The organism is Noviherbaspirillum phoenicis, assembly GCF_047237965.1.
Lineage (GTDB): Bacteria > Pseudomonadota > Gammaproteobacteria > Burkholderiales > Burkholderiaceae_D > Noviherbaspirillum_A.
In genome coordinates, this window is record NZ_JBDFLX010000001.1 from 2,885,187 (window position 1) to 2,899,681 (window position 14,495).

7 protein-coding genes are annotated in these 14,495 nt (G+C 65.5%); 2 read left to right on the forward strand and 5 right to left on the reverse strand.

Annotated elements, in window-relative coordinates; translation table 11 throughout:
* Nucleotides 1-148 precede the first annotated feature (148 nt).
* Entirely contained in the window at nucleotides 149-2,080 is a 1,932-nt protein-coding gene (locus tag ABC383_RS12970) for a leucine-rich repeat domain-containing protein (RefSeq protein ID WP_413014527.1), read from the reverse strand.
* A gap of 19 nt (nucleotides 2,081-2,099) precedes the next feature.
* On the opposite strand from ABC383_RS12970, the gene ABC383_RS12975 reads away from it, so the two are divergent.
* Nucleotides 2,100-2,339: a hypothetical protein gene (locus ABC383_RS12975; RefSeq protein ID WP_413014529.1), complete on the forward strand. Its 240-nt coding sequence runs from the start codon at nucleotides 2,100-2,102 to the stop codon at nucleotides 2,337-2,339.
* A gap of 456 nt (nucleotides 2,340-2,795) precedes the next feature.
* Here ABC383_RS12975 and ABC383_RS12980 read toward each other — a convergent pair whose 3' ends face one another.
* The 4 genes from ABC383_RS12980 to ABC383_RS12995 form a co-directional block, all read right to left on the reverse strand.
* Nucleotides 2,796-5,513 (reverse strand): ankyrin repeat domain-containing protein, encoded by a 2,718-nt coding sequence (locus tag ABC383_RS12980; protein ID WP_413014531.1) that lies wholly within the window; start codon nucleotides 5,511-5,513, stop codon nucleotides 2,796-2,798.
* Nucleotides 5,514-5,728: 215 nt separating this feature from the next.
* A complete protein-coding gene (locus ABC383_RS12985; RefSeq protein ID WP_413014533.1) occupies nucleotides 5,729-8,320 on the reverse strand; it encodes an ankyrin repeat domain-containing protein in 2,592 nt (863 codons plus the stop codon).
* Between the two features lie 161 nt (nucleotides 8,321-8,481).
* Complete coding sequence (locus tag ABC383_RS12990; RefSeq protein WP_413014535.1) at nucleotides 8,482-11,145, reverse strand: ankyrin repeat domain-containing protein; 2,664 nt, start codon at nucleotides 11,143-11,145, stop codon at nucleotides 8,482-8,484.
* Between the two features lie 248 nt (nucleotides 11,146-11,393).
* Nucleotides 11,394-13,241 carry a potassium transporter Kup gene (locus ABC383_RS12995; RefSeq protein WP_413016342.1) on the reverse strand — a complete coding sequence of 616 codons (1,848 nt, stop codon included), beginning with the start codon at nucleotides 13,239-13,241 and terminating at the stop codon, nucleotides 11,394-11,396.
* A gap of 326 nt (nucleotides 13,242-13,567) precedes the next feature.
* Between ABC383_RS12995 and rarD the strand changes: the two genes are divergently transcribed.
* Entirely contained in the window at nucleotides 13,568-14,452 is an 885-nt protein-coding gene (gene rarD / locus ABC383_RS13000; RefSeq protein ID WP_413014537.1) for an EamA family transporter RarD, read from the forward strand.
* The last annotated feature ends 43 nt before the right edge of the window (nucleotides 14,453-14,495 follow it).

Here is a 14,495-nt window from a genome sequence, read left to right on the forward strand (position 1 = left end):
AAGCAGGCGGGGCCAGTCACAGGCAGGCGCGCTGCGCAGCTTTCCTAGCCGACGGCATTGCTTGCGGGTGCCAGTTCGCAGGCGCATGAACATGCTTGTACCAAGCGCTGAAACGCAGGCGCGACCGCGCCGATGATGCTGCCTGCGCTCAGTTATTCTTTCCGGGTGGCTGTATCGCCGCCTGCAACGCCCTGATCGTGGCGCGGCCCTCCTCTCGCCTGCCGGGCGGCAGGAAAGCCAGTTCCTGCGTGATGGCATGCATGACCTGCCTGGGATAAGCGAGGCCGCTGGCCAACTCCAGGGACAGGCCGGCATCAGGCAATGCGCTGCGGACTTTCGTGTTTTCCAGAAGGATTTGACGGATCGATCTGCCCAGAGGGGAGTCATCGAAACGATGATCCTGCCGGAGATCAAATCGATCGAGCGTGCGATTGACCGTCAAGGCATTCAGCACCGCATCTTCATCGATCAGCCTGATCTTGTTATAGGCAATATCAAGATTTTCAAGCCTACGGTTGACCTTGAGCGTTTCCAGCAGAGCGACAAGCGCGGCGTCGTCAAGCTCGTTGCCGAAAAGGTGAAGGCTGGCCAGTGCGGCATTGGCCTGCAGCGCTTCCGACAGCAATATCCCGCCTACGCTGCCAATGCGGTTGCTCTTGAGCGAGAGCGTGGCAAGGGTGCTGTTGACCTGCAGCGCCTGCGACAGCGCGGCCGCGCCATGATCCCCGATTGCATTCGCTCCAAGGTCAAGCGCCACCAGCGTGCTGTTGACCTTGAGCGCTTCCGCCAGCGCGGCTGCGCCTTCATCCTCGATGCCATTCATTGCAAGATTCAGTGTGACCAGGGTGCGATTGGCCTTGAGCGCCTCCGACAACGCAACCACGCTATCGTCATCGAGCTTGTTGTACGCAAGATTAAGCGTGGCGAGCGTGCGATTGGTCGCCAGTGCTTTCCACAGCGGGGCCAGGGCAACGCTACCAATCGCGCAAAGTCCGAGGTCAAGCGTGACGAGCGCACGATTGGTCATCAGCGCCTCCGACAGCGCGACCATGCCGGCGGCGTCGATCCGGTTATCTTCAACGTAAAGCCTGGAGAGCGCGCGGTTGACCTTCAACGCTTCCGCCACCCTGGTCATGCCATCATGACGAATGTTGTTATTTCCAAGATAAAGCGTGGCAAGGCTGCGATTGACCTTCAGCGCCTCCGACAGCGAGGCCGCGCCATCGTCCTCGATCTCGCAATAATCAAGATCGAGGGTCGTCAGCCCCTTATTGGCCTTCAGCGCCGCCGACAGCAAGGCCGCACCATGATCGCCGATCGCGTTGCGCTTGAGATGAAGCGTGGCAAGCGTGTCGTTCACTGTCAGCGCTTCCGACAGGGACATCATGTCAGAGGAACAAATCGCCCTGAGATCGAGGGTGGCGAGCGTGCGGTTGACCTTCAGCGCCGCCGACAGCGCGGCCATGCCATCATCGCTGATCTCGTTTTCGCCAAGATTGAGCGCGACAAGCGCGCGGTTGACCTTCAGTGCCTCGGACAGCGCGGCCATGCTCCTGGCGCCGATGGCGTTGCGCGCCAGGTTGAGCCTGGCCAGCGTGGCATTGACCTTCAGCGCTTCCGACAGCGAGCCCACGCCGACGGCATCGATCCGGTTACCTTCAAGATTGAGTGCGACAAGCGTGCGGTTGACCTTCAACGCCGCCGACAACGCGGCCAGGCCGGTTGAAGCGAGTTTTGGGCAACGGATCTCCAGGTCGACAACCGAGGCGTTACGCCTGAGCCCTTCCGACAAGCAGGCCAGGCCGGCATCACCCTCCCTGTTTGTACTGATGCAAATGCGGGTGACCGTGCAATGCGGGCTGGCAAGGAGCACGGCAAGCGGCTCGGCCATTTCGTCGATGGCGCTTCCATTCAACTGCAACACGCCGTTTTCGGCCATCGCATCCAGCCGCCGCACGCGCGGATCGTCCAGCGTCATGCTTGCCGCGAATGGCCCGACCTGCCCGTTTCCAGCCCGGGGCAGCTTGTTATTCGCGCCGGCGGCGGGCGCTTCGCTCGGCAGGAGGTTCAGGACGTTCAACGAGGCATACGCGGGCATTGTGCTGGTTGTTGTTGTCGTGATGGACGATGGCGCCACCGTCGCCGTGGTCGTCACGACGGACGCGGTCGTCGTCGACTGCTGGCCTGGCGCAGGCGGCGCGAGGGGTGGCCTGGCGGCCGTGTTCCCGCCACCGGCAACGCTGGCTGGCGGCGCGACAGCGCCGTGGTGCGGCTGCTGGCTGCCTTGTGCATTGCCCGCCATGCCGCCGGCGCCAGGCAGGGTGGCGGCCGCACTCTGAAGCAGCTGCTGTTGCTGCGTGCCGGCATGCACCGATGGCATGCCGGGATGGCTGCCGGCAATGCCCGCATCTGGCTGGGACTTGGGCGGCTGTGCGTCGGCGGAATGTTTGATCGTGGAAGCAAGAGGCTGCATGGCTATAGGCTCCAGGTGGCAAGCGGGCTGCGCCGCAGGCGCCCGCCGTGATTGATGGGAGCGACTTGGTAACGGATGAAAAGGCAAGGTGCTGGCGTCGCCCGGATTTGGCCGAACATTGCGGGACGTCAACCGGACTAGCGGAATGCGCCGGCCATGCCGGCAGCGCAGAGCCGCCGGCCAAACGCAACGCTCCTCCGGCGGCCACCGTCGCGGTGGCAAGCCCACATCCGGGCCGCAAAACCATGACACGGCTGACGGCATGGGTATGCCGGCGTTGCGCATGCGGCGCTTCAAAGGCCTGGCCAGTGCGGGCCTGGTCTTACGCCGTTTTCGGGCCGCCGTTGCGCAGCAGCGCCTCGATCTCCCTGTACTCGTTTTTGACCGCATGCTGCAACGCCGTCCTGCCGTCCCTGTCCTTCAGGTCGGTTTTAGCGCCAGCTTCCAGCAGTACGCGCACGATCGCAGTCTTGCCCGTCCATACGGCGGCAAACAGCGGGCTGGGGTAAGCGGACTCCTTGCCGGGATCATGGTTGACGTCGGCCTTGTGCTTCAACAGAAGCTGCACGACCGCGGCCCGGCCGCGCGGGACGCTGGCATCCTCGCTGGCGCCTTCGAGCAGTTGATCAGCATGGTAATCCTGCACGATCTCATCCAGCAGCTGCTGGATGTCGTCGCCGTCGTAGCCCTTGAATTCGGCGCCAGCATCCAGCAGCATCTGCGCTATTTCGGTCCGTTCCCCTTTACGGCTGACGCCTTTGCAAGCATCCCAGAGCGCGATATCGAGGAGTTTCCTGGCGTCGGACGCCTTGAGCGCCAGCTTGAGGAACAATTTGACGACATCGGCACTGTTGTCCCTGGCTGCGACAGAGAGCGGTGAATACCCGCTGCTTTGGCAGGCTTCGTCGAACGAAGCGCCGGCATCGAGCAGCATGGCCACCACTTCCACACCGGCCGAATACGCTGCACTCAGCAGCGGGAGCTGTTGATTATCCTTTTGCCTGGTGAGGCTGGCGCCGGCATCCAGCAGCATCCTGACCATATCGGGCTGGTCATTGTGGATAGCCTGTTCCAGCAGCCAGGGGATGTTCCATGCCGCCGCCTTGCCTGCGCGGCTGCCCAGCAGATCACGCAGCAGCGCAGGGTGTTTGTTGCGTATCGCCCATGACATTAGCTCCCCCAACTCGGGCGGCGCGCTGTCGTGATCGCGCCACTGGGAACTGTAACGGGCTGCCAGCAGGATAAGAATGGTCTCGATATCTCCTTTCGTTATCACTTGCGAGATCAGGGCGGGGATGGTGTAGGGGCCATCGACCTTGGCGCCAGCGTCAACAAGGGCCTGCACCACGGCCGCATGGCCATTGCGCGCCGCGCGGAACAGGGCCAGGGAATCTGCCCATTCCTTTTCAACGAACGGATTCCAGGCGCCCTTGTGGTCGTAGTAGCGGCGCGCCGCCTGGCAGCGCTGCTGGTAGTAGAAATCGCCCCGGACATGGGCGTTCTGTATATCGTCATAGCTAGGGATACCTTTCTTCTTGCCCTCCACATCGTCGAAGCCATTCACATCCGCGCCAGCCTTGAGCAGGAGCCGCACGGTGTTGACATGGCCGCTGGCCGCGGCCTGGCGCAGGCAACTACCGATGTCGCCGGCATCGCGCACGCCTTGCAGCAGCACGCTGACCGCCACCGGATCGCGCCGCGCCAGCGCCAGCATTACCGCGGTGCTGCCGTCGGCTGCCTGCGCATCGACTTCGGCGCCGGCCTTGAGCAGCGTCTCCGCCACGTCCAGCCGCCTGTTGTCCACCGCCAGCATCAACGCGGTCCTGTCCGCGCTGCCGCGAGCATTCACATCCACACCCAGGGCCAGCAGCGCTTCCACCATGGCCACGTGCCCATGGACCGCGGCCAGCATCAGCAAGGTGTAGGAGCCGGCCGGCAGCGGGCCGCGCTGGCGCGTGAAGGCAATCGGCTGGTTCAGCGTGGCGCGCTGGCCGGGATGGGCTGCGACGATCTGATGCAAGGCTTCGACGTCGTTTCTTTCGACCGCCTTGCGCAGCGCGGTGGGGCTCTCCATGGCCGGGCCGACAGGCATGGCCGGCATCGCCGGCGCGGCAGGTGCGACGTATGCCGGCTGCGTGGCGACGATGCTGGTGACGGTGGTTGCGGTTGAAGTGGCGGTGGTGGTGGCGACGGTGATCGCCGTAGCCGTGGTGCTTGCGGTAGTCACATTGGCCACAGTGGCCGTGGTGGTCACGCTGCTTGCGCCGCCCGGCACGACGCCCTGCTCGGACTGCTTGCCGCTTTCCTTTCCAGCCGCGGACTGCCCGTCCGCCTCCGGACGCTGGGCGGCCGGCAAGGGCAGTTGCGCGGCGCCCTTGCCGCGCAGCCGCTCGGCCAGCGCCACATGGCCCATGGCCGCCGCATGGTGGAACGCGGTCCAGCCATGGCGGTCTGCCAGGTCCAGGCTGGCCTTGTTCTCCAGCAGCAGGGCCGCCAGCGCGCTGTCGCCGCGCTGCGCCGCAATCGCCAGTGGCGGCTTGCCACCCTTCCCGCTGCCATTGACCTGCGCGCCTGTGGCAAGCAGCAAGGTGGCTGTGTGCAGATGCCCGCCCGCGGCGGCGTAGGCCAGCGGCGTGCGGCCGCCATGACTGGCTTGGTCGGGCTGCGCCTTCTTCAACAGCAGCAGCTCGACGACCTCATCCCTGCCGGCGCCTGCCGCCAGCGACAGCGCACTGTCGCCGCGACTGTTCAGAAGGTTCACATCGGCGCCCTGCGCGCCTTTGATCAGCACCAATGTGACATCGTCGTGGCCATGCCGTGCCGCCAGCATCAGCGGCGTGAGCCGGGTGTCGGGATCGACCGCATTGACCTGGACGCCGCCGGCGGCGAGCAAGCGCTTGGCTGCGGTGGCATCGCCGTCGCGGCAGGCCTGGTACAGCAGGGGCTGCGATGGGCTGGCGTCGCCCGTGGCGGATGGCGTAGCTTGCTGCCGGCGGGAGGAAACGGCTGCGGGGGGCGTGACGGCGTTGGAGGCTTGCATGGTTCTGTTCTCCTGTTCGTTGGACAAGCGGCCTTGCGGCCGCAGTCGGGGAAGCGAGGGCACCTGGATGATGCAATGAAAGGCGACGCGCCGGCTGTGGGCTGGATAAGTCAAGCGCAGGCATGCCGCGCTGGCGCGGGCCTTCGTGTGGCTTTACGGCTGACTGGATCGGGCTGGCCCCGGAAGGCGGCGCGGGTGCCCGGGTATGCGCATGCTCAGGATGATGCGTTGGGCTTCCAGTTGCGCAGCAGGTCCACCACTTCCTTGTTGTTGCTCTCTATTGCCCGATGCACCGCGGTCTTGCCTTCGCTGTCCTTCAGGGTGCGGTCGGCGCCGGATTCGAGAAGCAGGCGCACGATGCCGGTGTGGCCGCGGTATGCGGCATCCGCCAGCGGCGTCAATTCAATGCTCCCGCTTGCGAAGGCAAGATCGACTTGCGCCTTGTGCCTGAGCAGCAGTTCAACGACGGCTTTATTGCCACCACTTACTGCCTGAGACAAGGCCGTCCTGCCGTTTTTACCTTTCCAGTTTGGGTCCGCGCCGGCATCCAGCAGCAATTGCGCACAACTCATGGCGCCATTCAAAGCCAATGCCTCACTGACATCGGCCTTGTCGCAATGCGCTCCGGCATCGAGCGACAATATGATCTGCACTATTTCGCGATGGCCCCGTCGCACGGCGTGCTGTAACAGCGTTGCCTTGTCGTTGCCGTGTTGAAGCGCCAGTTCCGGTATGGCATCGGCCTTGATCAGCATTTCCAGCATTTTCCTGTTTCCACTCTCCACTGCAAGGACTACAGGGTATTGGTTATATGCCGGCTTGTTGGGATCGGCGCCGGCATCGAGCAGCTTTCTGGCAATCTCAAGGTTGCTTCGCTGGACAGCAGCATTTAGCGCTGCGGGAGTACGCGGCACAGCTGCTTTACCTTCAGGCATGTCCAGCAGCGCTTGTAATATGCCCAGCTTGTTGCCATTGATGGCGTAGGTGAATACCTTCTCCATATCTGTTTTGACAAAATCATTATCGTTACCGCCTCTGCTGTAAGGGAAGGACGCTCTGCTTCTGCCTTCCAGCAGCATGCGCATGATGTCGATATGCCCGTTTTGTAAGGCATCCAGCATCAGTTCTTGCGAATCATATCCACGGTCAAGCCTGGCGCCGGCATCGAGCAGCATCCGTACGATACCGGTATGGCCATTGCGCGCCGCGCGGAACAGGGCCAGGGATTCGGCCCAGCCCGGCCTGGCAAAGGGAGACAGCGCGCCCTGGCTGTCGTAATAGTGCCCATATTGGTCACGCGCGTGCCAATCCTGCCGAACACACTCATAACTGGGAATGTGCTTTTTCTCACCCTTTACATCCTCAAACCCATTCACCTCCGCACCAGCCCTGATCAGCAGCCGCACGGTGTTCACATAGCCGCTGGCCGCGGCCTGGCGCAGGCAGGCGCTGATGTCTTCCGGATTACTTACGCCGGCCAGCAAGGCCCGGACCGCGGCCGCATCCCGCCGTGCCCGCGCCAGCATCACCGCCGTGTCGCCGTCGGCCGTCTGCGCATCCACCTCGGCGCCGGCCTTGAGCAGGATCTCGACCACGTCCAGCTGCCTGTGCCTGACCGCAAGCAGCAGGGCGGTCATTTCGCCGCTGCCGCGGGCGTTCGCCTCCGCACCCAGCGCCAGCAGTGCTTCCACCATGGCCACGTGCCCATGGACCGTGGCCAGCATCAGCAAGGTGTAGGAGCCGGCCGGCAGCGGGCCGCGCTGGCGCGTGAAGGCAATCGGCTGGTTCAGCACGGCGCGCTCATCCGGATGCCTTGTCACGATCTGGTTCAGCGCCTCGCAATCATTGCGCTCCACCGCCTTGCGCAGCGACGCCAGCACGGTGTCGACTTCCCCCGAGGCCGCGGTGGACAGCGATGGCGCGGCATAGGCCGGGCTGGTGAGCACCATGGTCGTGGTGGTGGTGTCCGTGATCGCGGTGGTGCGTATGCTGGCCTGGGGCGCCGCATTGCCGCCTTCGACCTTGGCTGTGCTACTTGCCTGCGGTGCCGGGGGCAAGACCGCCGCCGGCCCGGGCGGCGCCGATGCTGCCGGCGCTTCCTGCGCTGTGCTTGATGCATGCCCGGCTGCTGCGCCATGGCCCCGCAGTTGCCGCATGACCGCCTCATGTCCCCTGCCCGCCGCATGGTTGAACGCGGTCCAGCCATGGCGGTCCGTCACATCGGCGCTGGCCTTCTTTTCCAGCAGCAGCCCGACCAGCGCGTCGTCGCCACGCTGCGCGGCCAACGCCAGCGCCGGCTCGCCGGTGCCGGCGCCGGCATTCACCTGCGCGCCATTGGCAATGAGCAGCCCGGCCGTTTTCAAGTGCCCGCCGGCGGCGGCCTCGGCCAGCGGCGTGCGGCCGCCGTGATTGGCCTGGTCGGGCTGCGCCTTCTTGAACAGCAGCAGCTCGACGACCTCATCCTTGCCCGCGCCGGCGGCCAGCGACAGCGCGCTGTCGCCACGGCTGTTCAGCAGCTGCACGTCGGCGCTACCGGCAGCCTTGGTCAGCATGAACACCACGTCGTCATGGCCATGCCATGCCGCCAGCATCAGCGGCGTGAGCCGGGTGTCGGGATCGATGGCGTTGACCGCGATGCTGCCAGCGGCCAGCAGGCGCTTGACGATGGCCACGTCGCCTTCGCGGCAGGCCTGGTACAGCAGGGGCTGGAAGGGGCTGGCGTTATTGCCCGGAGAGGGTGCGATAGGCTGGGGCTGCAAGGAATGCGCGACGGCGGATGCGCCAGGAACGGCTTTGGCGGGTTGCATGGTTCTGATCTCCTCTATGGTTGGTGAACGGCCTGCTTTTTCGCCATGGTGGATGCCGGCCCGGGTCTGCGATGGCGCACCCGAACGGCTTGATGATGTGGCGTTGCCCGCTGGCTTGCGGACTGCCCCTGTCAGCCTTGCTTCAAAAGGCAGCGGGCAGTTCAGGACGAGGCAGTGGGCGTCCAGGAGCGCAGCAGGTCCGCGGTGTCCTTCTTCTGACCATCCATCGCCAGCTGCAGCGCGGTCTTGCCATTCCTGTCTTTCAGGTTGCGGTCGGCGCCGGCCTGCAGCAGCAGGCGTGCCCTGTCGACGTGGCCCTCTTTTGCAGCAAGCATCAACGGGGTCTGGCCCGCAGAATCCGCGCAGTCGACTTGCGCCTTGCGCTTGATCAGCAGTTGGATGCCAGCTTCATCACCGTAGCCCGATGCCGCCATATGCAAGGCAATCCTTCCGTTGCGGTTTTTCCAGTTCGGATCGGCGCCGGCGTCGAACAGCATTTGCGCCTTGTTGGCCGTGTCATAGGAGTAGTAACAGACGTCACCCAGCGCGGCGTTGATATCGTTCTTGTCGCCGCAGGCGGCCACGCCGAGCGACAGCAGGTAGCGGAACAGCGCAATATCGCCGTACTGCGCCGCGTGCTGCAGCAGCGTTTTGTCCCCGCCTCGCTCGCGGGGCAGCTCCGGCCGGGCGCCCGCCTTGATCAGCATTTCCAGCAAGTCCTTTTTCTTCCCATAGCCCACCACCGCCAGGCAGATGGGGTATTCGCGTTCATTTGGCGTGTTGGGATCGACACCGGCATCGAGCAAAGCCTTGACCTTTGCGCAGCTCCCGGATCTGACAGCCGATACCAGCACGGAGGGGTCCTTGCATGCGGCCTCCTTGCCTCCTGGCAGGTTCAGCAGCGCCTGGATCACAGCCGGATCGTCTCCCTTGAGGTAGTCGATCGCCACCTTGAAGAGGCCAGGCATGTCGGATGCAACACAGTCATCTCTGTCCTTGGGATAGGACGCACGCTGCCGCGCCTCCAGCAGCATGCGCACGATGTCGGTATGCTCGCCCTTCAATGCATCCACCATCAGCTGCTGGCTGTAGCAGCCACGGTCTAGCCTGGCGCCGGCGTCCAGCAGCGCCTGCACGGTGGACGCATGGCCATTGCGGGCCGCGCGGAACACAGCCAGGGAATTGGCCCATTCCATACGCGCGCATGGATTCAACTTGCCCTGATCGTCGTAGAAGCGAAGTTGATCCTTGGCTTCGTACCTGTCGGACTCCCCGGAAGATTTGTCGAGCGCGCGTTGTATCCGGTCATATGCCCAGATTTTTTCACCGTCGCCCTTCACTTCCTCGAAGCCGTTCACCGCCGCGCCGGCCTTGAGCAGCAGCCGCGCGGTGTTCAGATAACCGCTGGATGCGGCTTCCCGCAGGCAGGCGCTGCTGTCTTCGGGATTGCTCACGCCAGGCAGCAAGGCGCTGACCGCGGCCTTGTCCCGCTGCGTGAATGCCAGCATCACCGCGGTGCTGCCATCCGCCGCCTGTGCATCCACCCTGGCTCCCGCCTTCAGCAGCGCCTGGACCGTTTCGACCTGGCCGTGCCTGGTCGCCAGCAGCAGGGCCGTCATCCCGTCGCTGCCGTGCGCATTGGCATCGGCGCCCAGCGCCAGCAGCGCTTGCACCACCGGCATGTGTCCACGCGCAGCGGCCAGCATCAACAGGGTGTAGGAACCCGCGGGCAAGGGGCTGCGCTGGTAGGCGAACTTGATGGGCTCGTTGATCGCGGCGCGCTCGCCGGGATGGGCCGCCATGATGCGGCTCAGCGTTTCGGGGTCGTTTCTTTCGGCGGCCTTGCGCAGGATGGTACTGCTGTCGACCGTCATTCCGGTTGGCGGAGGGAATGATGAGACTGTCGCGCTTGCCGGGGGCGTGGCGGCTGCAGCGGTGGTGGTGGTCGTGGTGACCGTGGCGGCCTTGATCGTGGCGGCGGGCGCGGTCGGGAGCCTGGCATCCTGCGCGGCCTGCGCGGCTGGAACGCTGGCGCCGGCAGGAGCGGCGTCCGGCTTCACCGGGCTGCGGTAGACCGGCGCGGTGGCGGCTTCGGGGCGCGGCGGAGCCGGTACCGACGGCATTGGCGGCTGCGGCTGCGGAGGTTGGCCGCCATCGCCGCCGCGCAGGCGTTGCGCCAGCGCCGCGTGGCCCATGCTTGCCGCATGGTTGAACGCGGTCCAGCCATAACGGTCCGTCACATCGGCGCTGGCCTTCTTTTCCAGCAGCAGCCCGACCAGCGCGCCATCGCCACGCTGCGCGGCCACCACCAGCGCCGGCTCGCCGGTGCCGGCGCCCGCGTTCACCTGCGCGCCGCTGGCAATGAGCAGCCCGGCCGTTTTCAAATGCCCGCCGGCGGCGGCCTCGGCCAGCGGCGTGCGGCCGCCGTGATTGGCCTGGTCGGGCTGCGCCTTTTTCAGCAGCAGCAACTCGACGGCATCGTCCTTGCCCGCGCCTGCGGCCAGCGACAGTGCGCTGTCGCCGCGGCTGTTCTGCAGGTTCACGCTTGCGCCCTGCTGTCCCTTCATCAGCACCAGGGCCACGTCGTCATGGCCGTGCCGCGTCGCCAGCATCAGCGGCGTGAGCCGGGTGTCGGGATCGATGGCGTCGACCGCGATGCCGCCGGCGGCCAGCAGGCGCTTGACGGCGGCCACGTCGCCTTCGCGGCAGGCCTGGTACAGCAGGGGCTGGGAGGGGCTCGCGTTATTGCCGGGAGAGGGTGCGACAGGCTGGGGCAAGGGATGCGCGGCGGCGGACGTGCCGGGAACGGCATTGGCGGGTTGCATGGTGGCTGGCCTCCTGTTGGCGAGGCGGGGAGCCTCGCCGCCCGCCTGTCGTTGATGGGGCCGCTTGGTAACAGGGAAGACAACGATGTGCCAGCGTCAGGCCGGGTTGCCGACGGGCGGCATGATGCCACGCGCCGGAAGGCGGCTATCCGGCGACGGCGCGGCAAGCAGCCGGATGGCTGCTGCCGGGCTCGCCGTTAGCTGCTAGCCGCTGGGCGTTCCTGGATTGCCGCCCGGCTGCTTCCCGCTCAGATCTCGACCTGCGTGCCCAGCTCGATCACCCGGTTGGTGGGCACCCGGAAGTAGTCCGCCGCATCCCGCGCATTGCGCGACATGGTGGCGAACAGCGCCTCGCGCCAGCGCGCCATGCCGCCGCCAACGGCGGAAATCACGGTCTGGCGGGCGATGAAGAAGGAGGTCTCCATCATCTCGAATTCCAGGCCATGCCTGGCGCACATGGCCAGCGCCAGCGGAATGTCGCGCTCGTCCTTGAAGCCGTAATACACATTGACCTGGTAGCACTCATGGCCCAGCGGCTCGACCTTGACCCGGTCTTCCATCGGCACGGTGGGGATGTCCTCGTTGAACACGGTCAGGAACACGATGCGCTGGTGCAGCACCTTGTTGTGCAGCAGATTGTGCAGCATCGCATGCGGCACGCCGTCGCCTTCGGCGCGGAAGAACACGCCGGTGCCGTCGACCCGGTGCGGCGGGCCGTAGAACAGCGACTGCAGGAAGTCGTTCAGCGGGATGGCGTGCTTCTTCAGGTTGTTGAACACCAGTTCGCGGCCGGTCTTCCAGGTCAGCATGATGGTCACCATCAGCGCCGACAGCGCCAGCGGGAACCAGCCGCCGCTGACGATCTTCAGCGAGGTCGAGGCCAGCAGCGTGAGGTCCAGCGTCAGGAAGAAACCCGTGGCCAGCGTGGCCAGCAGCAGATTGTATTTCCACTGGTAGCGCACCACGAAGAAGGTGAGGATGGTGGTGGTGGTCATGGTGGCGGTGGCGGCGATGCCGTAAGCCGAGGCCAGGTTGCCGGAAGAGCCGAAGCCGATCACGGCCATCAGCACGATGGTCAGCTGCACCCAGTTCACCAGCGGGATGTAGATCTGGCCCATTTCGCGGTCGGAGGTGTAGACCACCCGCATGCGCGGCAAAAAGCCCAGCGAGATCGCCTGCTGCGTCACCGAGAAGGCGCCGGAGATGGTGGCCTGCGAGGCGATCACGGTGGCCATGGTCGACAGCACCACCAGCGGGTAGATGCTCCACGGGCCGAGCTGCTGGAAGAAGGGATTGGTCACCGCCGCCGGCGTGGACATGAGCAGCGCGCCCTGGCCAAGATAGTTCAGCGCCAGCGCCGGGAGCACCACCGAGAACCAGGCCAGCCGCACCGACTTCTTGCCGAAGTGGCCCATGTCGGCATAGAGCGCCTCGGCGCCGGTCAGGGCCAGCACCACCGCGCCCAGCGCGATGAAGGCAAACCAGCCGTTGTGCAGCATGAAGTTCAGTCCATGCAGCGGATTGAAGGCGGCCAGCACCGCCGGGTAATGGATGATGTTGATCACGCCCATGGTCGCCAGGGTGGCGAACCAGACCAGCACGATGGGGCCGAAGAACTTGCCGATGCCGGCCGTGCCCTTGCGCTGCAGCGAGTACAGCGCCACCAGCACCGTCACCGTCAGCGGCAGCACATAGGGCTTCAATGCGGGCGTGGCCACTTCCAGGCCTTCGATGGCGGAGAGCACCGAGATCGCGGGAGTGATCACGCCGTCGCCATAGAACAGGCCCGCGCCCATCATGCCCAGCAGCATCACCGGATAATGCCAGCGCGAGCCGGTGCCGACCGAGGACATCGCCAGCGCGCTCAGGGCCATGATGCCGCCCTCGCCACGGTTATTGGCGCGCAGCACCAGGGTCACGTACTTGAGCGAGATGATCAGGATCAGGCCCCACAGGATCAGCGACACCACGCCCAGGATGTTGGTATGCGTCAGCGCAATGCCGTGTTCCTCGGCGAACACTTCCTTCATCGTGTACAGCGGGCTGGTGCCGATATCCCCGTAGACGATGCCGATGGCGGCGATGGTCAGCGTCAGAAGCCGGCTGCCATGCCCTGGGCCCGCGTGGCTGTGAGCGCTGTGCTCGCTGCCGTCTTCGGCGTGGCTGTCGTTGCTGGTGGAAGAGGCCAATGGACACCTGTGATTTCTGGAAAAACCCGCATATTAACCGAGAGCATGCCCGCCTGGCGCGTTCGCCGGCACCCATGATGTTGTCGCTGGAGTATGCCTGCAGACCGTTGTTCATGACTTGACATGAACGAGCAGCGCGGCGGATTGCCGGCACGGGGCCGGCAGCGGGCGTGCAGGCGCCATCGGGCGCATAATGCCGCCTTTCCTTTCTTCAAGAACCGCCGTTCCCTTCCATGAACCCTGGCATGCTGTCCGCCGCTCTGGCCTTTCTGGCCTGGGGCCTGTTTCCGCTGTATTTCAAACTTTTCCAGGGCATTGCGGCGCAGGAAATCCTGGCGCACCGCATGGTCTGGTCGCTGCTGTTCCTGGCCGTGGTGCTGCTGTGGCGGCGTCAGTGGTCGTGGCTGCTCGCGGCGGCCGGCAAGCCGCGCCTTTTGGCCGGTTTCGCCGCCAGCGCCTTTCTTCTGGCGGCCAACTGGGGCATCTATATCTGGTCGGTCAACCATGACCGGGTGGTGGATGCCAGCCTGGGCTACTTCATCAATCCGCTGGTCAACGTGGTGCTGGGCTTTTTCGTGCTCGGGGAGCGCATGCGCCCGGTGCAATGGGCGGCGGTGGCGCTGGCCGCGGCCGGCGTGGGCTGGCTGACCTGGCAGGCCGGGCATCCGCCCTGGATCTCGCTGGCGCTGGGCCTGACCTTCGGCATCTACAGCCTGCTGCGCAAGACCGCCTCGCTCGGCGCGCTGGAAGGACTGTCGCTGGAAACCGTTCTGCTGTCTCCGTTCGCCGTCCTGTACCTGGCCTGGCTGGCGCTGCATGGCCAGAGCGGCTTTGCCGCCGCCACGCCGCCGACCCAGGCGCTGCTGGCGCTGTCGGGCCCGATCACCGCGGTTCCGCTGCTGCTGTTCGCCGCCGCCGCGCGCCAGCTGTCGCTGTCGCTCTTGGGCCTGATGCAGTACATGGTGCCGACCATGCAGCTGCTGCTGGGCGTGTGGCTCTACCACGAGCCGTTCGGCATCGGCCGGCTGGTCGGCTTTGCGCTAATCTGGGGCGGCCTGGCGCTGTATTCGGCCGACGGCATGCTGCGCGCCTGGCGCCGGCCGGAGGCTGCGGGCTGATCCGCGCCGGCACGGCAAGGGGCGGCGGCGAACGCGGCTGTAC

What these genes read in the sequence shown, in the direction of transcription:
- ABC383_RS12985 (WP_413014533.1), bottom strand. Translation starts at nt 8,320, where the DNA reads ATGCAACCCGCCAAAGCCGTTCCTGGCGCATCCGCCGTCGCGCATTCC.
- ABC383_RS12980 (WP_413014531.1), bottom strand. Translation starts at nt 5,513, where the DNA reads ATGCAAGCCTCCAACGCCGTCACGCCCCCCGCAGCCGTTTCCTCCCGC.
- ABC383_RS12990 (WP_413014535.1), bottom strand. Translation starts at nt 11,145, where the DNA reads ATGCAACCCGCCAATGCCGTTCCCGGCACGTCCGCCGCCGCGCATCCC.
- rarD (WP_413014537.1), top strand. Translation starts at nt 13,568, where the DNA reads ATGAACCCTGGCATGCTGTCCGCCGCTCTGGCCTTTCTGGCCTGGGGC.